General features: G+C 50.3%; 19 protein-coding genes and 1 pseudogene. 7 read left to right on the forward strand and 13 right to left on the reverse strand.

Features of this window, described 5'->3' with window-relative positions; translation table 11 throughout:
* Positions 1–71: 71 nt before the first annotated feature.
* The 4 genes and pseudogenes from CWE14_RS04745 to CWE14_RS14760 form a co-directional block, all read right to left on the reverse strand.
* Positions 72–3,209, reverse strand: a complete 3,138-nt coding sequence (locus CWE14_RS04745; protein ID WP_126798349.1) for an efflux RND transporter permease subunit — start codon at positions 3,207–3,209, stop codon at positions 72–74.
* A gap of 10 nt (positions 3,210–3,219) precedes the next feature.
* Positions 3,220–4,449 (reverse strand): efflux RND transporter periplasmic adaptor subunit, encoded by a 1,230-nt coding sequence (locus CWE14_RS04750; RefSeq protein WP_126798350.1) that lies wholly within the window; start codon positions 4,447–4,449, stop codon positions 3,220–3,222.
* A complete protein-coding gene (locus tag CWE14_RS04755; RefSeq protein WP_126798351.1) occupies positions 4,446–5,693 on the reverse strand; it encodes a TolC family protein in 1,248 nt (415 codons plus the stop codon). Before CWE14_RS04755 ends, CWE14_RS04750 begins: the two co-directional genes overlap by 4 nt.
* Positions 5,694–6,217: 524 nt before the next feature.
* A pseudogene (locus CWE14_RS14760) lies at positions 6,218–6,307 on the reverse strand (cation diffusion facilitator family transporter); the annotation flags it as partial.
* A gap of 258 nt (positions 6,308–6,565) precedes the next feature.
* On the opposite strand from CWE14_RS14760, the gene CWE14_RS04765 reads away from it, so the two are divergent.
* On the forward strand, positions 6,566–7,114 hold the full coding sequence (locus CWE14_RS04765) for a YqaA family protein (RefSeq protein WP_241972324.1): 549 nt from the start codon (positions 6,566–6,568) through the stop codon (positions 7,112–7,114).
* 16 nt (positions 7,115–7,130) lie between these two features.
* Here the strand turns inward: CWE14_RS04765 and CWE14_RS04770 are convergent, their stop codons facing one another.
* The 3 genes from CWE14_RS04770 to CWE14_RS04780 are packed head-to-tail and all read right to left on the reverse strand — an operon-like array spanning position 7,131 to position 11,348.
* Positions 7,131–7,835: a hypothetical protein gene (locus CWE14_RS04770; protein ID WP_126798353.1), complete on the reverse strand. Its 705-nt coding sequence runs from the start codon at positions 7,833–7,835 to the stop codon at positions 7,131–7,133.
* Positions 7,836–7,893: 58 nt separating this feature from the next.
* Positions 7,894–8,580 (reverse strand): response regulator transcription factor, encoded by a 687-nt coding sequence (locus tag CWE14_RS04775; protein ID WP_126798354.1) that lies wholly within the window; start codon positions 8,578–8,580, stop codon positions 7,894–7,896.
* Positions 8,577–11,348: a sensor histidine kinase gene (locus CWE14_RS04780; protein WP_241972325.1), complete on the reverse strand. Its 2,772-nt coding sequence runs from the start codon at positions 11,346–11,348 to the stop codon at positions 8,577–8,579. Before CWE14_RS04780 ends, CWE14_RS04775 begins: the two co-directional genes overlap by 4 nt.
* 92 nt (positions 11,349–11,440) lie before the next feature.
* On the opposite strand from CWE14_RS04780, the gene CWE14_RS04785 reads away from it, so the two are divergent.
* Positions 11,441–12,094, forward strand: a complete 654-nt coding sequence (locus tag CWE14_RS04785; RefSeq protein ID WP_126798355.1) for a potassium channel family protein — start codon at positions 11,441–11,443, stop codon at positions 12,092–12,094.
* Positions 12,091–13,449 carry a TrkH family potassium uptake protein gene (locus CWE14_RS04790; RefSeq protein WP_126798356.1) on the forward strand — a complete coding sequence of 453 codons (1,359 nt, stop codon included), beginning with the start codon at positions 12,091–12,093 and terminating at the stop codon, positions 13,447–13,449. Before CWE14_RS04785 ends, CWE14_RS04790 begins: the two co-directional genes overlap by 4 nt.
* Positions 13,450–13,524: 75 nt before the next feature.
* On the opposite strand, the gene CWE14_RS04795 is transcribed toward CWE14_RS04790, so the two are convergent.
* Positions 13,525–14,538, reverse strand: coding sequence for a zinc-dependent alcohol dehydrogenase family protein (locus tag CWE14_RS04795; protein WP_126798357.1), 1,014 nt, complete (start codon positions 14,536–14,538; stop codon positions 13,525–13,527).
* Between the two features lie 112 nt (positions 14,539–14,650).
* Positions 14,651–15,397, reverse strand: coding sequence for an NADPH-dependent F420 reductase (locus CWE14_RS04800; protein WP_126798358.1), 747 nt, complete (start codon positions 15,395–15,397; stop codon positions 14,651–14,653).
* A 102-nt stretch (positions 15,398–15,499) separates the two neighbouring features.
* On the opposite strand from CWE14_RS04800, the gene CWE14_RS04805 reads away from it, so the two are divergent.
* Positions 15,500–15,862, forward strand: coding sequence for a winged helix-turn-helix transcriptional regulator (locus tag CWE14_RS04805; RefSeq protein ID WP_126798359.1), 363 nt, complete (start codon positions 15,500–15,502; stop codon positions 15,860–15,862).
* A 31-nt stretch (positions 15,863–15,893) separates the two neighbouring features.
* On the opposite strand, the gene CWE14_RS04810 is transcribed toward CWE14_RS04805, so the two are convergent.
* Both CWE14_RS04810 and CWE14_RS04815 read right to left on the reverse strand, forming a co-directional pair.
* A complete protein-coding gene (locus CWE14_RS04810) occupies positions 15,894–16,346 on the reverse strand; it encodes a DMT family transporter (protein WP_126798360.1) in 453 nt (150 codons plus the stop codon).
* Between the two features lie 9 nt (positions 16,347–16,355).
* Positions 16,356–16,790, reverse strand: coding sequence for a DMT family transporter (locus CWE14_RS04815; RefSeq protein WP_126798361.1), 435 nt, complete (start codon positions 16,788–16,790; stop codon positions 16,356–16,358).
* Between the two features lie 96 nt (positions 16,791–16,886).
* Between CWE14_RS04815 and CWE14_RS04820 the strand changes: the two genes are divergently transcribed.
* From CWE14_RS04820 to CWE14_RS04830, 3 genes are all read left to right on the forward strand, one after another.
* On the forward strand, positions 16,887–17,825 hold the full coding sequence (locus CWE14_RS04820) for a LysR family transcriptional regulator (RefSeq protein ID WP_126798362.1): 939 nt from the start codon (positions 16,887–16,889) through the stop codon (positions 17,823–17,825).
* A 137-nt stretch (positions 17,826–17,962) separates the two neighbouring features.
* Complete coding sequence (locus tag CWE14_RS04825) at positions 17,963–19,906, forward strand: hypothetical protein (protein WP_126798363.1); 1,944 nt, start codon at positions 17,963–17,965, stop codon at positions 19,904–19,906.
* Positions 19,907–20,341: 435 nt separating this feature from the next.
* Positions 20,342–21,241, forward strand: a complete 900-nt coding sequence (locus CWE14_RS04830; protein WP_126798364.1) for a LysR family transcriptional regulator — start codon at positions 20,342–20,344, stop codon at positions 21,239–21,241.
* On the opposite strand, the gene CWE14_RS14875 is transcribed toward CWE14_RS04830, so the two are convergent.
* Complete coding sequence (locus CWE14_RS14875; RefSeq protein WP_420837095.1) at positions 21,159–21,584, reverse strand: aldehyde dehydrogenase family protein; 426 nt, start codon at positions 21,582–21,584, stop codon at positions 21,159–21,161. The two genes, CWE14_RS04830 and CWE14_RS14875, sit on opposite strands and share 83 nt — an antisense overlap.
* Before the next feature lie 212 nt (positions 21,585–21,796).
* On the reverse strand, positions 21,797–22,435 hold the full coding sequence (locus CWE14_RS04840) for an isochorismatase family protein (RefSeq protein WP_126798365.1): 639 nt from the start codon (positions 22,433–22,435) through the stop codon (positions 21,797–21,799).
* Positions 22,436–22,578 lie beyond the last annotated feature (143 nt).

Consider the following 22,578-nt stretch of genomic DNA (forward strand, 5'->3'; position numbering starts at 1 on the left):
GGAGGTTTCATTCTTCCTTTGACGTTAAAGAGGAAGTTGAGCCCGAAGACCCAACTTCCGTTTTTAAAATATCATGATGACGACGGCAATCGTCGTAACTTATTAATAAGTAGATACAGCGCAGGAAGGACGAGCAGGGTCAGCAGTGTTGAAGAAACAATCCCACCAATCACTACGGTCGCCAGCGGCCGTTGTACTTCAGCGCCAGTACCTGTGTTGAAAGCCATGGGTATAAAGCCAAAACTAGCGACCAGGGCGGTCATGAGTACTGGCCGCAGTCGTTGGCGTGCACCTTCAAACACCGCCTCAATGATGGTCTTGCCGCCGTTTCGTAGCTGCTGAATAAACGATAGCATTACCACGCCGTTTAGCACCGCAACACCGGATAGTGCAATAAAGCCGACAGCGGCAGAAATTGACAGCGGCATTCCTCTCAGTGTGAGCGCCAGAATACCGCCAGTTAGCGCCAGGGGCACACCAGTGAATATAATCAAAGCATTGCTCAGTGAGTTAAAGGCACTGTATAGCAGTCCAAAAATTAGCAGCAGTGTTAGCGGAACCACGATCGCCAGCCGTTGCGATGCAGATTGCAATTGCTCGAACGTGCCGCCGTAGTCAATCCAGTATCCCGCAGGAAGCGACAAGTCAGATTGCAGCTGCTCCTGAATGGCACCGACAAATGAGCCAAGATCACGGTCAGTCACATTCGCACTGACAACCATATTACGTTTGCCGCTCTCACGATTGATTTGATTCGGCCCAACGGTCAGTTCAACGTCGGCAATTTCACCAAGCGGCACATACCGAAGCTCCGGATTGTCGGCTTCGGGAACAGCAACGGGCAGACGCTTCAATGAGTCAATATCGGAGCGCCAGGATTGATCCAGGCGGAGCATAAGTCGAAACCGTTTGTCGCCCTCGAAAATAGTGCCCGCTTCGAGCCCTCCAACAGCGCTTTGCACCGCCCGTTGCACGTCATAAACCGTCAAGCCTAGGAGCGCCAGATGATCACGTTGCGGGGCAATAGACAACGTAGGTAAGCCTGTCGTTTGTTCAGCACGAACGTCGACTGCACCGCTAACCCCCTGGATGATCTGCACCGCCTCATCGCCCAGTCTTTTAAGTTGTTCAAGATCATCACCGTAAATACGCACTGCTAAATCAGCCCGAACGCCGGCAATAAGCTCGTTGAATCGCATCTCGATAGGCTGCGTGAACTCATACTTATTCCCGGGCAGTTGTTCAACCGCTTCACGCAGTTCAGTTAAGAACTGATCTTTAGTTTTCGACGAATCAGCCCATTCATCCCGGGGTTTTAGAATAATAAAGGTATCCGCCACGCTAGGAGGCATGGGGTCTGTTGCGACATCCGGTGTACCTATTTTCGAAAAGACCCGCTTTACTTCATCGAACTCAGCAATGACTGACTCAAGCTGCAATTGCATATCGACGGACTGCTGTAATCCTGTCCCCGGAATTCGGAGTGCATGCATAGCAACATCCCCTTCATCCAACTGGGGCAGAAATTCGGTGCCCATTTTTGATGCTTGATAGAGCGAACCAATAAATAAACTAAACCCGATAACAATGATGAGTAAGGGTTGCTTGAGCGTTCCCCTTAAGAGCGGTTCATACAACCGACGAGCCCCCCGCATAATGCGGTTTTCGTCGTGATTAACCTTCCCTTTTACGAAAATGGCAATCGCGGCGGGCACAAAGGTCATCGATAAAATGAGAGCGCCCAACAGAGCAAATACCACAGTAAACGCCATTGGGTGGAACATTTTACCTTCGACACCACTGAGTGCGAATATCGGCAGGTACACCAACATGATGATAAGTACACCGAAAACCGCGGGGTTGAAAACTTCGCGAGTGCTTTCAAAAACCTCGTTTAACCGCTCTTTGGTGGTTAGTAGCCGACCCAATCGCTTTTGCGCCAGGCCAAGGCGACGCAGTGCGTTTTCAACAACAATAACGGCGCCATCAACAATAATACCGAAATCGATTGCGCCGAGGCTCATCAAGTTGCCGGAAACTCGATTGGCAGTCATTCCGGTAACTGCGAACAGCATACTTAACGGGATCACCAGCGCAGTAATAAGCGCAGCACGCACATTTCCCAGCAGCAGGAACAGCACAACAATCACCAATACCGCGCCTTCGAAAAGGTTCTTTTCCACGGTCGCAATGGTCTTTTCCACTAGCGTCGTGCGGTTATAGACCGGTTCTACGATGACACCGTCAGGGAGACTCAGTTGCACCTCTTGCAATCGTTCAGCAACTGCTTCGGAGACAATCCGACTGTTTTCACCGATTAGCATCATAGCGGTGCCAAGCACCACCTCTTCACCATCTGCAGTTGCAGCCCCCGTACGCAGCTCTTGACCAAAATAGACCTCAGCAACATCCCTTACTCGCACTGGCGCATCATCACGTTTGGTGATCACCACGTCGCCAATATCGTCCAAAGATGCTAGCTGCCCAGGTGAGCGCACCAACCACTGCTCCCCATTTCGCTCGATATAACCGGCACCGACATTGTCGTTGTTTAACTGCAACGCTTCGAAAATATCAGCGACAGACACCTTGTAAGCCAACATGTTGCCGGGAATAGGTGCCACCTGGTATTCGCGCTCATAGCCACCGACGGTATTGATTTCAGTAACCCCTGGCACTTTCACTAACTGGGGACGAATCACCCAGTCTTGCAGCGTACGTAAGGATTCGGCGGTATAAGGCTGGCCCTGTTCGTCCCGGGAGCCCGGCTGTGCTCGCACAATATAGGTGAATATCTCACCCAATCCGCTAGCGATGGGCCCAAGGGCAGGCTCAACATTATTTGGTAATTCACCACGAACCATCTGTAAGCGTTCGCTAATTTGCTGCCTTGCCCAATAAATGTCAGTACCTTCCTCGAACACCACGGTCACTTGAGACAGCCCATAACGTGATATCGAACGTGTGTAATCGAGATTGGGAATACCGGCCATCGCATTCTCCACCGAGTAGGTAATGCGCTGTTCTGTTTCTAATGGTGAATAGCCCGCAGCTTCAGTATTTATTTGTACCTGAATATTGGTAATGTCAGGGACCGCATCAATTGGCAGTTTTAATGTGTTATAAACGCCAAGTACTGCAACAAGCAATGTTGCCGCAATCACCAGCCAACGACGTTGAATGGCGAAACGGATAAATGAATCAATCATAAGTTCGCCCCTAGTGGTCGTGACTTGCGCCGTCTTTCAGCACATCGGCTTTCAATAAATAGCTATTCCCAAACACATAGGGTGTATTGGGTGCTAAGCCGTTTTCTACTTCGATATAAACACCGTCGCTATCACCCAGCTCAAGCATCCGCACCTCAAAGGTATTGCCATATTGAGCAAAGACTACCTGCCTATCGCGAAAGGTTTGCACGGCGTCGACGTTTACTGCCAATGGCACGTCTCTCTCGCCCGTGGTCACATCTGCCTGAACATGCATGCCAGGGCGCCAGTGTCCGTTGTCATTCTCGATCAGCATACGAGCCCGTGCGATGTGTCCACCTGTCATCACGGGCGCAATGTAGATAATCTCTCCGCTGACGCGCTCATGTTGATGTAAGTCAAATACCTCCGCCTGTAACCCAACTTTCAGTTTTTCGATGTTCTCAGGAAATGCGGAAAGCTCGACCCAAACGCTGGATAAGTCCACTATTTCAAAGAGCACTTGTTGATTGGCAATTTCACCAGCGGTAATGAACCGCTCCGTAACTTCGCCGGCAATTGGGCTGATCACTTCATAACTGGCACCGCTGCCAGCGTTGATGACCCTGGCCAATGTCTGTCCTTTTATCACTTGCTCGCCGATAGTAACCAGGACCTCGGACACTGTGCCCCGGTATGTTGCTGTTACGCTTGCCATTTGGCCGTTTACCGGTGCGATAACACCAAATAACCGCTCCTTGAACTTCAATGTTCTTGGGACCGCTCTTTCCACCAGAATACCGGCCTCTTCGATTATCCGGTCCGGGAGAGTTGTTCGTCCCTCAAAACTTTCGTAATGCCATTCACCCCGGTTATGTTGAGTGGACGCGCTAACCGATACTTCGTACGAATGCGGCTCAGTGATAGGGTCGTTGCTAACCAGATAATCGTCTTCAGGCGTAAAGTTAAGCGTCTCATTGATGTTGCCCAGTCGGTGAAGTACCACTTCAAGCTCTACCTGCGCAGGGTCGACAAGCTCATCTTCCGAATAGGTATAAACGCGCATTTTCGGTGAAATGCCTGATTCAAATATGGTTATTTCAACCGCGAAGTCGCCTTCAGTGAGCAGTGTTCCGCCGTTAGGCCCATTTACGTTTGTTTCTGAATGTGCATGACTGGATTCAGTTGAAGCGTAAGTCGGTTGTGCGGCGAACCCAAGGAACAGGTTTAGGAGAATAAAAATTGATTTAATAAGGTTCATAATGCAGATTCCAAAAATGATTGCCCTGTCATTCGCTCAAGTTCAAGAATGTCTTGGTAAATAGCGTAACGGCGATTAAGTTGCTCATACTCCAACTGTGCGAGTTCTTCTTGCGCATCGAGTACCATCAAGAGGTTATGAATACCTTTAACGTAACCAGCGGTGGTCTCTTGCTCTAATTGCTCAGCAAGCGGGAGTAAATCGAGTTGAATACGCTCCAGGTAGTTTTGATTCATTTGCAACCGCGCCAAAACAGCGCGGGTATACACTCGTAGTTGTTCGCGCACTATTCGTTGTTGGTCGAGGAGCAAATCCCTCTCAGCCTGGCTCGATCGAATTAAGCCGCGATTGGGATTGGTCAGTTGAAGTGGTATAGATGCCTGAAGAACCAGGCTAGATTCATTGAACTGATTGTTGTAACGGACGCCAACTCCAAGTGTTAAGTCGGCGACTGCAGCTGCTTCCAGGGCATTAGCTTTAGCTGCCAACAAGCGTTCTGAGTCAACCAGGCGGAGAAATTCCGGGGCATGATTCACTGCATTTTCAACATCAGCATTTGAGGGCAAATGAATAGAGCCGTCAAACTCGCCGACAACTCGGGAAAAGTGAGGTTCTGCAGCCCACATGGCACTGAGATCGGATCTAGCTTCCGCAATTTTTCCGGTTATTTCTTCCGAAGTGGCAACAGTTTGACGTTGTTGTAGGCGAATGCGGGTAACTTCTGAAGGCGGTACCACACCAGATTCCACGCGCTCTGTCGCTATATCAAGTGCATCTTCCAGCCGTAGCTCTTGTTGCTGACTCCAGTTCGCCAACGCCTGCAATAGAACAATTCTATAGAAACGACGGGCGGTCTCAGCCAGAACTTCAACTTTTTCGTAGTTAAATTCAGCATCAAGTTGCTGCTGTTCAGCTGATGCAACGTCAACGCGCCGACTCCGTTTGTCACCCAGCTCAACTAACTGGCTGAACGATAAAGTTGCCTCGGCGCTTTCAATTCCCTGGTTGCTGGCGCTACCCGCAATATTTTCGAGCTCAAGGCCAAGTGTTGGATTAGGTAGTAAAGACGCCTGCAGTTTTTCTGCTTCAGCCATGCGTTGTTGATACGGGTACGTTTGTAAGCCCGGATTGTCTTGCACTGCTCTTTCTAAGGCATCGCGCAGGGTCAATTCATTTGCGATTGCTGAAAGGGGCACAAACATTGAGCCCACTAATGCAGCAATCACGAAATAGAATAATTTCATGATTCATCTCCACAATAAAAATGGTTGTGCGTAACGCACAGACTTTAAGGGTGAAGATTAAAAATTCGGTGGGGGTACTGGTGGTTGGTGGTCGTTACTATTGAACGTTCGACCTATGTGCGCTATCGCTGGTGCTGGTGAAGGTCCTTCCGAACGCAACGCCGCGTAGCCGATAATGCAGCTTACATGGGAGTGAAATTGATGTTCATGATTCAGATCGGGGCTTTCAGGTGAGCTTGTGTCGTGGTCAGTGTGGCTGTGGTTTTGATACGCATAATCAAATGTATGCTGAGCATCCTCAACGTGCCCAGCCGCAGCCGCACAGGTGAAAAAACTGTGAAGAAGCATAACAATAACCAATGACCAGACAAGTTTTGACAATCTAGCTACCTGTGGATACAACCGGGATCGGGTTTAACAATAACAGGCAGACACCAGTAAACTCAATGGCGAATGACATTTTAAAGAGACCTAAGCCTAATCAGTTAGCATCACGGCCGGAATAAAAGTCTCAGAGTAGGTCATAGATTGCGAAGCACATTGGCGAGTATAAATAGTGTAAAACCTATAGAAAGGATAGGGTCAAGAGCGGGCCAATCAACAAACATCAGAACTGTACCCAGCCTAGGCGGGATGAGGATATATCTTTCGAATGATCATGACCATGCTGGTGATTATGTCCCATGGCAAATAGCTTCTTGATTCTTTATTTTAAAAATCAGGGGTTGAGTACTGCCAATACACTCAATACTACAACCGTTTCCCGGAAAACCTGCGAACCAAATCTTTTGGGCACTGGAACCGGGTAGGCTTCGATACGACACTCAGGAAAAGGCGCGACTATGGGTAAGCTGAAAGAAAAGACACACAAGATGATTCATTCAAAAAACATGCTGACGGGCATTACTGTAGCGTCTTTTCTTGAATCGACGATAGTCCCCGTGCCTTTGGAGGCGATGCTTATCCCTCTGATGCAGGCGCGGCGTGAGCGCCTGTGGCTGATTGCCTTAATGGCGACCCTTGGGTGCATAGTTGGTGCTGTTTTCGGGTATGCCATGGGGTATTTTCTGTTTGACCTGGTTGGCGACTGGTTCATTCAAACATTCTCTAATCCGGAGCAGTTTGATCGGGTTAAGCAGCAGATGCAAAGTCAGGGATTCTGGTTCGTAATGACCGTGGGTATTTCTCCGGTGCCGTTTCAGATAGCCATGCTGGCAGCAGGCGCTACCCAGTTTTCGCTACTTTACTTCTTGCTTGCTACAGCGGTTGCCCGTTCTGTTCGTTATTTTGGCCTGGCTGCGGTGGTCTATATTGCTGGTAATAAGGCCGAGGCTTTAATTAAGCGCTATAAAATACTCGCCGTTATAGGTTTGACCGCGGTGGTGGTTTTACTGTGGTGGCTTTTCAATACCTTCGCATAATGCGGAGAGTTTTGCTCTATGTCCCGCGGTTTGATGTCTTATCTATCGACGAGCTGGACTGGCTTTGACTCTCGTCTGCGGTGTCCTGTTCCTGCCAGGGGTCAACTCCGGCCTTGACCCATTCTCTGACAGTATGGCGGTGCTTGCGGCGTACAAGCTGCTCAGTGAAAATACTGTAGGCGTGAATTTTAGTTTTTTCGTCGAGGTGCTCGAGGAAAAAGTGCCGTCGAGCACCAATGTGGTGTTTCTTGGATGCGTATACCACAGCCACACATAGCTCCAAGCTAGCAATTTGCGAAAGTTGGTCAGTCGTTGATTCGCTGCTGCTTTCGTCCGCCGACTGATTGCCAAGCATGATATCAGCAAAGGAGCCTAACACTAAGTATCCGCCCGGTTGAATCGGCCCCTGCCGCAACTTTGACTGAACATGCTGTTCGGTGGCCGTGATGCGTTCATAATTTGTGATCCGATACGACGTACATTCATCGCCTCTATGAACACGGGCAATGACCGCTTGCAGGTGAACAGGCTCCTTACTCAGGTTAACAAACAGGCACAGCGCCGAGGGGTCGTTTTCATGCGCATGCTGAATCACTAAAAAAGGGCGGTTGGCCCGCATATATTGAGTGAGCGCAAGGTGTAGATAAGCAACCCAGGCGAGCGTCATTACCACCGAGGCAATAGTAGAAATAAGGCGGTAGTCGAGAGAAGAAAAATCCATACTATTTAAAGTAGTGGTGTTTAGACGCGAAGGCAAAGATGTAGCGGCGGGAAACAGGCTATTGGGCGAAGATAAGCCGATAGCCGACGCCCGGGTCAGTGAGGATATACCGCGGTATGGTCGGGGAATCGCCCAGTTTCTGGCGCAGATGGCTAATGACAATGCGTAAGTAATGGGTATCGTGAATGTGGGTTTCGCCCCAGATCATTTTTAGAATTTGCTCCTGGGTAACCACACGGTTACGCAGCCTGGCGAGTAGGGAGAGAACAGCGTACTCTTTCGGCGTGAGCTCAACAGGTTCGCCATGAATAATGACTTCACGTGATGCAAAATTGATGTAGAGATTGCCATCGTCTATTTCTGTGACAACATCGTTCTTCTTGCGGTAATCACGCAGGCATCCCCGTAATCTTGCAAGCAGCTCTTCGACACTGAATGGTTTGGTGACGTAGTCCTGGGCACCATTGTCGAGACCTTTGATCTTCTCCGCATCCGCATCGCGCACCGAAAGAATCAGAATTGGTACGTCGGTGAATTCTCTTAGTTTTAACAACACCTCCTGACCATCCATATCAGGTAGCCCGAGATCCAGTAAAATGGCCTCAGGCTGATATCGGGCAGCGAGTTTGATACCAGAGTTGCCACTGTCGGCCTCGACCACTGAGTAATTCTCGCTTTGCAATGTAATACTGAGGAGCCGACGAATTTTCGCTTCGTCATCAATGACTAAAATTTGCCCGTTCATGATATCGCCTTGCTCACTTTCGCTGTGTTGGGCTGGTTCCGTTGATCTAAAGGCAGCCGAATAACAAAACAGGTGCCCTGGTCGCTGATACGTTTGTTGTCGACCAAGACTTCGCCGCCGTGTGCACCAATCATACCCCGACAAATGGCTAAACCCATCCCTGTGTTATTTTTCTTTGAATCCCCGTCAGCAACCACATAGAACATATCAAACACCTTTTCTGCAACCTCGTCCGGGATACCCGGGCCCGAATCTTTGATTTCTATCTCCAGGTATTCATCAGTCCAGAGCTGTTCGATACACACAGGAGCGTCGGGAGGCGAAAAGCGCGCTGCATTTTCGAGAATATTAAAAAGCCCTTGTTCGATCAACGCGCCGTGGACATAAATGGGGGCGTGTTCGCCAGATACGGTGAGTCGCAATTGAATATCTGGGTAATAACGCTTGAGCCGGCTTGTTGCACTGGCAATGATATCATCCACCTCTACCCAGTCGCGCTCAAGCTTCAGTTCGCCGTAACCCAGCCGCGTCATATCCAATAGGTTTTGAATATAATTTTCAAGCCGCTTACTCTCACTGATAATGCCGTCTATTAGTTCGACCCGGTCACTTTCGCTGATTTGTTGGAAACGAAAGCGCAATAGCTCTGCAGACCCCATCATGGAAGAAAGCGGTGATTTGAGGTCGTGGGACACGGACGACAGCAACGCGGTGCGAAGTTGCTCCACCTCCATGGATATCTTGGTATTTTCCAGCGCATTGGCCAGATGAATACGCTGCAGCGCGGTACCACATTGTTGCTGCATAGACTCAAGCAGTTGTTGCTGAAACAGGGACAACTGACGATCCGATGCCGGTACCTTGAGAACCGCTACTGCATCCGGCCGAGCGAGTGTTCCTAAGGGCAGCAAAACTTCCTGTAGTGACGACAGGGTATTTGAAAAGCGTCCTGCAGCACTGCCATTTGCGAACACCCAGTCTATTCCCGCGCGCAGTTTTTCAGAAATAGTGATGCTCCCCTCGACACACCTGATCTCCCGGCTATCGTCACGAATAACGACAGCTGCCTCCAGCTCCACCATGTTCTGACATACCTGGTGAAAGGTTTTGTAGACTTCGCCATCGGTGGTGACCTTGGTGAGTGTTTCAGCGGAGTCGCGGAGAGTGTCCGAGAAGCGACTCGATTCGTTTAACAACATGAACTGACGGCGTAACCGGGAAGCAGCCGGACCGCTGATGGAGCCGATCAGGAGCAGGAATACCAGTGTGGCGACATCGTTCTGGTCGTCTACCGCAAACGTATAAAACGGCTCGGTGAGGAAAAAATTAAACGCGAGGAATGCGAAAAATGCGGTTGCTAGCGCTGGCCTGGAGCCGAATTTTAAACCTGTGGTGACAATCGCAGCAACGTAAATTAAAGCCAGATTTCCGGTACCGACAAAAGGTAGCAATGCGATTGCCACGACGGTGGCCAGTATAGTTAACAGTGCCCCCACAAGGTAGCCTGGCTTTTGGCCGAGAATAGGTGCCTGCCTGGGTTTTCGTCGGGTGCGTACCGACGCTTGCGGTGGATGATAAATTGAAACTTCAATGTTTAAACTTGACTCAATTAACCTGCGGTACAAAGGCTTCGACCAGAGGTTAAACCGCCAGCGGCGCCGAGCGCCTACGAGCACCGTACTAATGCGCTGTTCTTCTAAAAACTTTACCGCTGCGTCATAGCTGGTGGCACCTTTTAAGGTGATAGTTTTTGCACCCAGCTCCCCGGCAAGCTCAAGATCTCGCCGCAATTGCATGCGCTGCGAGGTGCTTTGCGGTCTGCCGGTATCAATCCAAACCACATACCAGGGCATATGGCGACGGTCAGCGATTTGGCGGCCAAGGCGTACTAAATAGTCATGCGCCGAGTTAGCGCTAATCAGTACAGCCAGTTTGTCCTGGATGGTGTAAGACGGTGTCTTATCTTTTAAAATAAGTTCGTCTGATAAGTTCGTATCGACCCGCACCAGGACTTCCCGAATCGCCATTTCCCGCAGCGCGATAAGGTTTTCGAGGGAGAAAAATTGCTCCAGAGCCGAACGAGCGTATTCAGGCAGATAAACCTTACCCTCCTGCAGACGTTGCACTAACCCCTCAGGAGGCAGATCTATCAGAATGATGTCGTAGGCCAGATCAAAAATATAGTCAGGCACCAGTTCAGTGACGCGCACGCCCGTTACCTGCCGGACGACATCATTGAGACTGGCCATATGTTGAATATTGATCGTGGTGTAGACGTCAATGCCTGCTGCCAGTAACTCTTCTACGTCCTGGTATCTGAACTTGTTGCGGCTATTGGGTATATTGGAGTGCGCAAGCTCGTCGACGATAATCAACTCAGGTTTTCGTTGCAGTGCCGCGTCGATATCAAATTCTGTCAGTGCTGTACCCTGATACTCAATTTGTCGCAGAGGCAGGCGTTCCACACCTTCAAGCATGGCCTGGGTTTCTTTGCGTCCATGGGTTTCAACCACGCCCAGTGTCACCGAGATACCCTGGTTCAGCCGCTCCTTCGCTGCGCTTAACATGGCGTAGGTTTTTCCTACACCAGGTGCTGCGCCGAGAAATATGGTGAGCTTGCCTGATTCGGACGATTTTAGTTTGCGTAACAAACTTTCGGCTTTCGACTGGGCGCGCATATTCAGAAACTCCGGGATACGTTCAATACGGAATACCGCAAAGGTAAAGCTTAACTGAGTGTTCAGCGTAAGCGTTATTGAAATACACAAATATATGTCTATTGCGCATAAATTTTACGGATTCTTTATAGCCTGATCAGTCAGTTGCCAATAGTATTAAAAAAAATTGAGGTAGCTTTGATATGGCATATTTTGCAGTAATAGGACTAGGCCGCTTCGGCACAACAACGTCACGAGAGTTGATGCACTTGGGGAACGAGGTTCTCGGTATTGATACAGATCCACGCGCAATCGAGCCGTTGGCTGACCGTTTAACCCATACCGTGATTGCAGATGCGACCGATGAACGAGCATTAAAAGAGCTTAACTTGCAGAGTTGTGATGGTATCGTCGTCGCTATTGGTGAAGACCTAAGAGCCAGTTTGTTATGTACGCTTAACTTAATCAACATGGGCATTACGTCAGTCTGGGTGAAAGCGGGAGACTCGTCCCATCACGCGATTTTGTCGAAGCTTGGGGTCAAGAACATTGTTCACCCGGAAGAAGAAATGGGTATTCGGGTCGCACAATCGCTCAACTACCCTATGGTGAATAGCTATATTGGGCTTGGTCACTACACGTTTTTGGTCGATGTTCACTTCACCGGGGCGGTCACCAACAAGACCTTAGCGTCGATTACTAAGCGGGCTAAGGATGAAGTACGGGTCGTGTTGATTAAGCGCGATTCTCACATTGAATACTCACCGGCGCCAGATTTCGTCCTGGAATATGGTGATCACATGGTGCTAGTAGGCACCCGTGAGGCCTTGACCAAGTTGAGTCCGGTGCTTAAATGAACTCACGCCCGATAGCACTGCATTCTAAAGTTCATTTTAAGAGTCAAAAAGTGCGCATGAGCCCGCCGGCCGTGCTGGCTTGTGGCTTTTTGGGTCTAATTGTTCTGGGTGCCTTGTTGCTGAAGCTTCCTTTTGCCACTACTGATAGCATTACTGTGCAGGAGGCGCTTTTCACTGCTACGTCCGCGGTAACAGTAACAGGTCTGGTGGTAGTCGATACGGGCACCGACTTTACGCGTTTTGGCCAGACCGTGATTGCGCTTTTAATTCAGGCAGGTGGTTTAGGCCTGATGACGTTTGCGGTCGTCGCACTGTTGGCAATTGGCGGAAAGATTGGTTTTCGCCAGCAAATTATCGCGACCACGGCCTTTAATCAGACCTCGTGGGCGAGTGTGGCGCAAACTGCGAAAGCAGTTTTGCTGTTCGCCTTGGTGGTAGAAGCTATCGGCTTTGTGATTCTCTTTGCCAGGTGGTGGCCTGATATGGCTCTGCCTGACGCTGCCTTTGAAGCATTTTTTTACACTATATCAGCTTTCAATAACGCTGGATTTGCGTTGGCCGCGGATAGCCTGTCCGGATTTGTTGGGGATGCAACCATCAACCTCACCATCACCTTACTTTTTATAGCAGGAGGGTTGGGCTTTGGGGTGTGGATGGAGCTCTGGCAAACACGTTCATGGCGCAGGCTAAGTATCTATAGCCAGGTGTTGATTGCGAGTATTGTTATTATCAACGTGGTCGCTATGGTTTTAATTTTGCTTCTGGAGGCCAACAACCAGGCTACCCTGGCAGGCCTTACCATGAGTGAACAGATCTGGGCAGCTTGGTTTCAGGCAACCACCCCGCGCACCGCCGGCTTTAACACCATAGATATTGCCAGCCTGGAAGACAGCACTACGACCTTGATGCTGCTCCTGATGTTTATCGGCGGCGGGTCGCTGAGTACCGCCAGCGGCATAAAAGTAATGACTTTTGTGGTGCTGGTGATGGCAACCTATGCGTACCTGCGTCAGCGTGATGAAGTGGTCATCAACTGGCGCTCAATTCCACGTCATACGGTGCGTAAAGCATTGGCCGTAGCCCTTATATCCGCGTTCACGATTTGGCTCAGCATTTTTTTACTCACCGTTACTCATAAAGCGCCTTTTTTAGATATCGTATTTGAAGCCGTGTCGGCATTTTCGACAGTTGGCTTGTCCCGCGGCATGACCGGCGAGCTTTCCCTGGCTGGCCAATGGATCATCATGCTACTGATGTTTGTGGGGCGATTAGGGCCGCTTACCATGGCGTACTTTCTCGCCAGACCTAAGCCTAAGCATCTGAAGTACCCAGAGGCTAAGTTTCCTATCGGGTAGTGTATACCTGTAAACCAATACGCTACCGTTAAGTAGGATCTACTAATCAGCATCCCAGACTTGAGAGTCTGGCGGTTAATGTGCCACATCAATAACTATCTTCCCGACATGCTTCCCGCTGGCAAGATGCTGATACGCATCATGGTATTTCGCGAACGGAAAAACCTTATCAATGACCGGTTTCATTTCATGCTGAGCCATGGCTGCGAGCAACGCTTCGAAATTAATCCGCGGGCCAATGGCCGTGCCGGCAACCCGCAGAGAGCGTGCCAGTACGTCGATAGGTGGCAAGCCTCCTCCGATGCCGCTGGTAAACCCGACTTGCGCAATTTCTCCGCCAATTCGGCACGATGCCGCAGATTTGACGATGGTTTTCTCTCCCGCGATATCGATCACCTTGTCGACTCCCTTGCCATTGGTCAACTTAAGAATTTCGCGTTCCCAGTCTGGGGAGGTGCTGTAGTTGACCATCGATTCTGCGCCCAGCGCTTTTAGCTTTTCAGCTTTTTCCTCGGTAGAGGTGATTGCGAGGACACGAGCGCCAAACATCTGTGCTACCTGAAGAGAAAATAACGCGACACCGCCCGTCCCCTGAACCAATACCGTTTGCCCGGGTTGAAGGGGCGACGATAAATTCAGAGCGGTCCAGGCCGTAACCGCTGCGCAAGGCAAAGACGCCGCTTCTATGTAAGACAGGTAATCGGGCAAGTGCACAATAGCGTTTTCATGCACAACAATATACTCACCCAACCAGCCGTCTGCTGATATTCCATAGCTGTTCAAATGGTATTCCGCCAGCATAGGCCCGCCAATCCAGAATGGGTTGCAGCTTGCCGAAACACGGTCGCCGACTTTAGTTCGGCTTACACGATTACCAACCGCAACCACTTCTCCCGCTCCATCAGACAAAGGGACACCGTTTTCCTGGGTGGGGCCGCCATATTGGCCATCCAATATCACCTGATCACGAAAGTTCAGGGAGGCGGCGTGGACTCGAATCAGCACTTCATGATTTCCTGGTGAAGGTGTCGATTCGTCGTGTAGCTCCAGTTCTGGTTTGTCGCCATTGGTCCATCTTACAGCTTTCATTTTTCGTCTCCTCTAGTGGAATAAGTCGGGTAGTGGGTTAATGAGCTATGCCTATACACGGCAGCCTTTGGCGCCTGAGTGCCAGGATTACCTGAAATCCCGATATGCCAGGTCAGTCAGGCCAGTTCAAGGAGCGATTGAGGGCGACGATGTCAGAGTGGGTCGGGTTCTCCCCAAGGGTTCCAAATTGTTCGGGCAACTGAGCGCGCTTGCGGGGTGCTTCGTTTTCCACCGCAGCGGGTAGAGCTCTGCGCATTGTCTCGGCACCCCAGTCGCAACAGTAGGCCGGCGTTGATGGCTGTTGTCGCCATGAATCGTCCAAACTACCGCCGTCCACCGGATCAAAGCCTGTCTCGTTGACAAGTCCCATGACAATACGTTTTTGCTCAACATCCTCTCCGGCCACGGCAACCGCAAGTCGGTCTTCCGCCCCTTGGGGGCGGCTGAGCTCGGCTAGGGAATAGGCAAGAATGTTATTGAAGGCTTTGATCACGGGGAGACCAAGCTGTTGCGAGACCCATATGCTCTCTACCTGGCCCGCATCAATTTCAGGAATGCGTGGATCTCCCAACTCTGGGTAGTAGTTGCTTGTGCTAACGATGGGAACCGTTCCTGGGGTGCTTTCGAAGAGCGATTTAGGGAGTCTGGCAATGGCAGCGAGCGGGATCGCAAGGATAATTAGCTCTGCGCCATCGACCGCACCACGAATGTCGACAGCTTCAGCGCCGATTTCGTCCGCGAATGGCCGAACGCCCTCGAGGCCCCTGGAGTTTGCGACGCGAACCTGATGCCCCGCAGCAATTAATTTGCGGGCAAGTGTGCCGCCGATATTACCTGTACCTATTACGCCGATTTTCATGTCCGTACCTGGTTTGCGAAGTTTCTTTTCAGGTACAATAGGGGCGGACACACATAAGAGCAAGAACCCACAAAAAAGTGCAGTACCCACCAAGAGGTAAGTATGACTGATCGAGATTGGCGTTGCGAAGACCCTGAACAGCAGCTTGTCTGGGCTTCCGCGACAAGCGAAGCGCTACGAGTGCTTGAGGGCAAGTGGAAAATTGTCATTATTATTCAGCTCTTTGCTGCCAAATCGCCTTTGCGTTTTTCTGAACTGGAACGACGTATCGAGGGTGTTAACCAGAAGATGCTAATCCAGCAGCTCCGACAGTTGGAAAAGGACGGCATTGTCACACGAACGATTTATCCGCAAGTGCCGCCAAAGGTGGAGTACGCGTTGACCGAAATGGGGATAGCCCTTGGCCCCTCTGTGGAGGCCTTGATTGACTGGGCCTTTATGCGACGTGAAACCCTTGGAAATTGAGATACGATCAGTTTTTATTCGAATCCGAGAGTTAAGCACTCTCGTTTTTAATACTCGAATGTATGAAATACAAAGCAACGCCCAGGCACAGCACAGCGCCAACTCGTGAAAGCGATAGTGTCACTTCTGAGTTACCAAACCAGCCAAGGGTGTCAATCAGAATGCTCATTGCGAGTTGACCGAAAATAACCGCCACTGTCGCGACGGCGGTGCCAATTTTCTGTACGGCCATCACCATGATGACAATGTAGGGAACGCCGCATAAGGCACCGAGTAATTGCCATTTCGGCACATCTGCCAGTGTCGTTGCGTAAGTCGGTTCAAAGTAAAATATGAGCAACCCGGTAATAATGGCACCCAGGAGGAAGGTCAAAAAGGCACTTCTGAAGACGCCGACTTTACTGCCTAACTCGCCGTTTACGGCGGCCTGAATACTAAGTGCTGCACCGCCAGCAATGGCGATAATAATCATTATTAAAGTCATAAAAGTTCCTTAATCGAGAGCCATGAGAGCGAGAGCGGCAATAATGAAACACAAAGCGGCGATGCGTCTGCGGTCGACTTTGCGTGGCGGTGTACCGAACAGACCATAGTGGTCGATAATAAAGCTCTTGGTAATTTGCCCGACTAGAATCCCAATCATAGTCATGGCAATGCCAATCACCGGAACGGTTACGGTCAGTGCGACGACATAGACGGGTCCTAGCAAGCCACCTGAAAGCGTCCACGCGGGCTGGGACGAGAACGAAGGACTATTTCGGGGACTGAAAAACAGCATGAGGAGGAAGGTCAGCGCGGCACCAACTCCGAAAATACTGAATGTGGCCCAGAGCTTTCCGACCTGTTCTCCAAGCGGCCCCAATAGACCGGCTTCGACTGAGAGTCCCATTCCGGCCAGTACGGTCAATAAAACCATGATAATTTGCATACGCTACTCCTTACTTTTCAAGAGCAGCAGCCTACCCTAGACTCATCAACTGAAAAATGGGAAGGTGCACTAAACACCTTTGCGAATATTGCACAAATGAATTCAGTTAACGCAATCAATATCAGAGCACTGAAATTTTTTATTGCCGTGTACGACAGCAAAAGCTTTTCAGTCGTGGCAAGACGGGAAGGGGTCTCGCCGTCCATGGTTTCCCGTGTGATCCAGCAGTTAGAGGACGCATTAGGGCAGCAACTGTTCTATCGCAATACCCGAGCGATCATGCCAACCGAGGCGGCTCGCCTATTTATTGAATTTGCTCGTGAGACGAGCGAGCAGTTGCTTGATGTACGTAATAAACTGCAGGACCGAAAGGAAGAGCCGGAAGGGGTTGTCAGAATAAATGCGCCTGTCTTTTTTGGCCAGCGGCATCTCGCACCCTGGTTACCGGGTCTATTCCTGCGCCACCCCAAACTTCGTGTTGAACTAACGCTAACAGATGACTACATTGACCCACATATCGAGCCTGCGGATGTTATCTTTCGCATTGATACACTGAATGATTCAACACTGCATGCGCGGGTTTTAGGAAGTCAGATTTACCATCTGGCGGCCAGCCCTGAGTATGTGAAAATGCATGGGCAACCTGAAGCTCCAGAGGACTTAACCCAGCATAACTGTCTGGTTTATAGCGGCTCGTCAGGGCCGAACCGTTGGCTTTTTAAGGCTCCAAATGGAGCCTGGGAACAGCAGATGGTTGACCCCATTTTAGCGTCCAACAATGCAGAGACCTTACTTACTTCTGCATTAAACGGTACGGGTATAGTGCTTTTTCCGGACTGGCTCATCGGCGACTATTTAAAGGATGGGAGTTTGGTCAAGCTACTTAAAGACCTACCTACCGCGATTAAAACCACGCCGCAATATATTGCCGCTATTTATCCTGATTCGCGGCACCAGCCGCTCAATGTCAGGGCGGTCATTGATTACTTCGTTACGGTGTTTGGTTCGCCGCCGTATTGGCAATACAGCGAATAGCCAATCAGGCATCCGAAAATATCTGTTAACACATTGTAAATTAACGGTTTATAAGTCATTTCTGATGTCACTTATTCGGCTTACCTGATAGTCTTTTCAGAGCAAATCCACAATTGACCGGATCAAGGAACTCGCTGATGGGCGCTTTGAAAATCATCCTTACCGTAGCTGTATGCACCCCGCTACTATTCAGTGCTATTGCGAGTACCGCCAAACAGGATAACGTGATGGTAGAGGACATGACTGAGGCAGAGATCGTGCAGTGGTACGAACAACGCGAAGCGCTCTACAATGCTCACTATGACATATTGGAATCGCTGGCTGATCAGGATTTAGCACAATTATTGTGGCAGGAAGAACGGGCTAATTATTTCCGTGGATTGGAGCGTATGAGTTTTTATGCGCCAGCCTATAACATCGAGTATCAATCTGCAGAATTAAGCCGGATGAATGATTATGCCGGCACAGAAGCGCTCATGAACGCCTACCTGGACAGCTTGACCGCTCTGCAAAACAATTTCGAGCCGCACTGTTCACCGCTTGGTTCACAGCAAGCCTTGCAACTTGATGAAGGCTTTGAGTTTCCATTTCGCTATCAGTTGCATTACGAAACGGCCACACTAGCCAATGGCGATACGCTTCCATTTTTTGACCAAAGCAATCCAGACCGAACCTACCCATCGGTGGTAAAGAGCGGTGATGCGTATTGTATACTCAACAGTGAGCAAGAGGAGTTAGCACCACAGTCTGTAAGTGCCAACTTTACGGCACAACTGCCTGCTGCCTTCATCGAATTTGAATTTAGCGCTCAGGATCTTGGCAAAACCCTCACCCAACAAGGTTACTCGCTGACAGTGCAGGCCTGGCAGAATAACCGCTTCGAGATTTATATCGATAATCCAACCAATGACGCCGGGCAGCGTTTTCGTCCGCGTGATGTTGTTGCCGAAGCACAAGCAAGCAATGGTCACCATTTAACCTGGCACGCGACGCGGCGACGACCCATGGCTGAAGTACTGTTGGTCGATGAACTTGTTCATGATCTGATTCGGCGCGCACAAGAGAACGACGTCAACGTTGATGAGGCGCGCGCTGAACTGGAAGCGTTGAAGCGTCAGTTTAGTCAAGAGCAGAGCAACGGTGTGTATTTCGCGCGGGCCTATAATGGTGATATCGATAAAGTGCGGGTGACCTTGATGATCTATGAGGAGGGGGACTCTGTCATCGAAAAACAGCTGCAACTTCCAGTGCAACAATTGGTTACCGAAGTGCCCGCAGATGCCGCTGTTGAACAGGCGTTAGCGCAACTCGACATCACCTCAGCCGTTTACGATAAACGTATAAGTGTGAATGCTGAGCACGCCGAATTAAGCGCAGCAGAAATGAATGACCAGATTGAACAAAGCAACTTTTCGGTGTTTGACCCAAGCTCTCTGCGCCCCGGAGATTACCCGAAACAGATCGCTTGGTTTTACCCGCCGTTGCGTAGTGACCTATTGTTGAACCGGCAGAAGCGCGTGATAAAAACCAGTGCCGCGATGTTGCTGTTTTTGGACGACCAGGGTAAGCCCTTAATTGACCCTGGTATTGAGGCATTTTATGCGGACCTTGATGGCGATATTCATTATGCGTCGGAGCTCAACTTCGGCGGCATTGAAGCGCCATTTATGGCTGCGCGCCTTGATTACGACCCTGAACTCTGGCCGAATCGTCCAGCCAGTATTACTGGCAAAATATCCTTCGTCACCGCACCCAACATGCGACAAGTACAATACGCGATTGATGAATTACCTAGCGGATTAACCTTTTCAGGCAACCGCTTGACGGTCGACTTGAATGCTTTTAATGCGCCAGAAGCCGAGCCGATGAAGAAAGATCCCGCGTTAATGACTGACTATCAACTGATGGCCAAAGATGAGCATGGCTATCTGGCTTTGTTGCACAAACAGCCTGTTTATGTTCCTGAGGAGCGTGAACCACGCTATCAGACCTACTACTTTTATGGTCAACCTGAGACCATCGAAGTCTGGTATCCGGGCGAACTGGACATCGTTGATTTCACGGTGGAAACGGAACTGTAACGGACGAGAAACCAAGCCAGTTAACCGGATATTCCAGCGTTTTGCTCGAGACACCAGCAAAAGTTGGCATAAAGGCGCAAAGCATTGAAATTAGACCCCAATGGCGAAATTCCTCCGAAACCATTCTGGAACATCTTGTTCGCTCGCGGCGATATCGTGAATACTAAATGAGTGGCTGGTTTGAGAAAGCTCACTCAAATACTCCACAAGAAGCTCTAATTCACTCAGTACAATGGTTTATAAACAACAGGATATGTTTAATAAACGAATGTTACGTGTCATTTATTTCAATTTGTTGGGTTCTACATGTGTCCTATATTGCATGGTAGTAGTCAATTTATTCCCCCAAAAGCCAGGAACAAAATAAAGCAGACCCTGATGTTAGCGATTTTATATCGTCGCACTAGATAGAACGCTTAGAGCTTGGAGTTTCTGATGCAGGAACACTCACGCATTGATTTGTTAGATGTAATTGCCTTCATCCGTGTGGTGGAGTTGGGGAGTATTGGGACTGCTGCCACACGTCTTGGTATTGCCAAGTCTATCGTGAGCCGCCGGGTAAGTCGTCTGGAGACGGTTCTCGGCGCTCAACTGCTGACCCGAACGCCCAGAGGTACCACGCCGACCGATATCGGGCGCGAGTACCAGGCACGCGCTGGCGCAGGTCTGGCTGAATTAGAATCGGCGCAGGAAGTCGTAAACAAATTAACGAGAGACGTTTGCGGCCACCTTCGTGTTCAGGTCCAAACTGCGTTTGGCGAGTTTGTACTCGCGCCACTGCTCGCCGAGTTTGCACTATGCCACCCGCGCGTTCAGTTCGATATTATCTTCGATGATCGTCTAGCCGATATGACTTCGGAAGCTTATGACCTGTCCATCTGGGTGGGTGCCGTCTCAGACCAGACACTAATCACACGCAAACTTGCCTGTGTCGATTGGGTCGTTGTCGCCAGCCCAGGCTATCTGGATGCACGAGGACGACCAACCAAACCCTCTGAAATGACCTCGCACGATGCCTTACTCCATGTTTTGGATACCGGGCAATGGCGCTTCCAATGCAGGGAGGGCTGGGAGACTGTGCGCATGAACTCCGACTTTCGCACCAGTAACGGGCAAATGCTGCTGGCCGCTGCCCGAGCGGGTTTGGGTATGACTCTCATTCCGCGGTTCATGGTTAAGGATTCGCTGGCACGGGGCGAGCTGGAAGTAGTGTTACCAGCCTTTCCTAATGAAGGTGCCGGTCTGCATATCTTCATGCCGGCGGCCCGGTCCCGGGTCGCGAGGGTGCGAGCGCTAATAGATTTCCTCTATGAAAAGATGAATGCGGCAGTGTGAGTGGGTTGAATCCCCCCTCTTCTGTGTCGTCATACACTTGAGTCCAATCGTTCACGAAGACGCTGCCCGCCTCCAGAGCCCCGGCGACGCGCAGCGCGCGGTTGATATCGCGCGTCCAGACGCTGGCTGACAATCCGTAGTCGCTGTCGTTTGCCAGTTCGATGGCTTTAGCCTCGTTGTCGAAACGATGGATAGTGAGAACGGGCCCGAAGGTCTCTTCCTGCACGATCGCCAGGCTGTTGTCGGTGACTTCGAGCATAGTGGGGCGGAAGAATGCTCCTTTTGCTAGTGGACCGCCCATCACAGGACCCCCGCGAACTGGGGAGTGCTGATTCCCAACCATCCTGGAACCGCTCTGCTTATTATTGGATGATTACCTTAGATTTGGATAAGGCTGCGATCAGCGACGCCCGAACAGTGTTCGTGCGCCGAAAATCTGAACAACGAATGAACGCCGGCATGTCAGTGTTGAAATGATCAACATCAAATTGACTCCCCCATCGGGTGAAAGCGGCCAGCCGTGATAGAGGAATATCGACTGACCAAAGACTCGACTCAGCGCGTACCCTCTTGCAAGTCCAACAACTGCCATTCCCACATGAGCCCCTGACCAAAAGTGCCGCCCATTGAGGCAACCAGGTTCACCACTTGCGATGCAGTCTTCTCATTCTTCCAGTCGCGCTGCAATTCAGAGATATAGGCTAACGCATTTATTGGCCGAGCGCCGGCCTGAGTCATTCGCAGCACGGCGTCGTCATGTGCCCGCACACTGCTGCCACCTGAGGCGTCGGTTACGATGTAAACCTCATACCCTGCAGCCAGGGTAGAAAGAACCGCCATGTTCAAACAAACTTCGGTCCATAGACCAGCAATCACGAGCTTTTTCTTACCGGTATTTTTCACCCACTCCACAACCCGTGGGTCGTCCCAGGAGTTCAGGCCAGTCCGGTCGATTGGCACCTGATTAGGGTCAACCGCTTGAATGTCTTTGATGAGTTCCTGGCGTTCGGCAATTGCGGTGGTGAAAAGAAATGGTACTTCGAAAATCTTTGCCGTTTTGGCAGTCAGAACGGCGTTCGACACGACCTCTTCCGCGGTGTGGGAGCGTACAGAAAGCAATTGAAGATATTGATGGTCAATAAAGAGCACCGCGTGGTTGTCGGGGGTGAGCAAAGTATCATCACGGGAAGTCATAGCTATATCCTCTGGTGTTGTTGCGAGTAGATGTGATTTCCTTGGAAAACCTGCACCGGTTACGGAGACGTTTTCTGGAAATTAAACTGTACTGGCCACATACGCAAAGCGGTAGTGCCATTCTGCGGAAGTCTGTGTTGCGA

The organism is Aliidiomarina soli (assembly GCF_003986975.1).
Lineage (GTDB): Bacteria > Pseudomonadota > Gammaproteobacteria > Enterobacterales > Alteromonadaceae > Aliidiomarina > Aliidiomarina soli.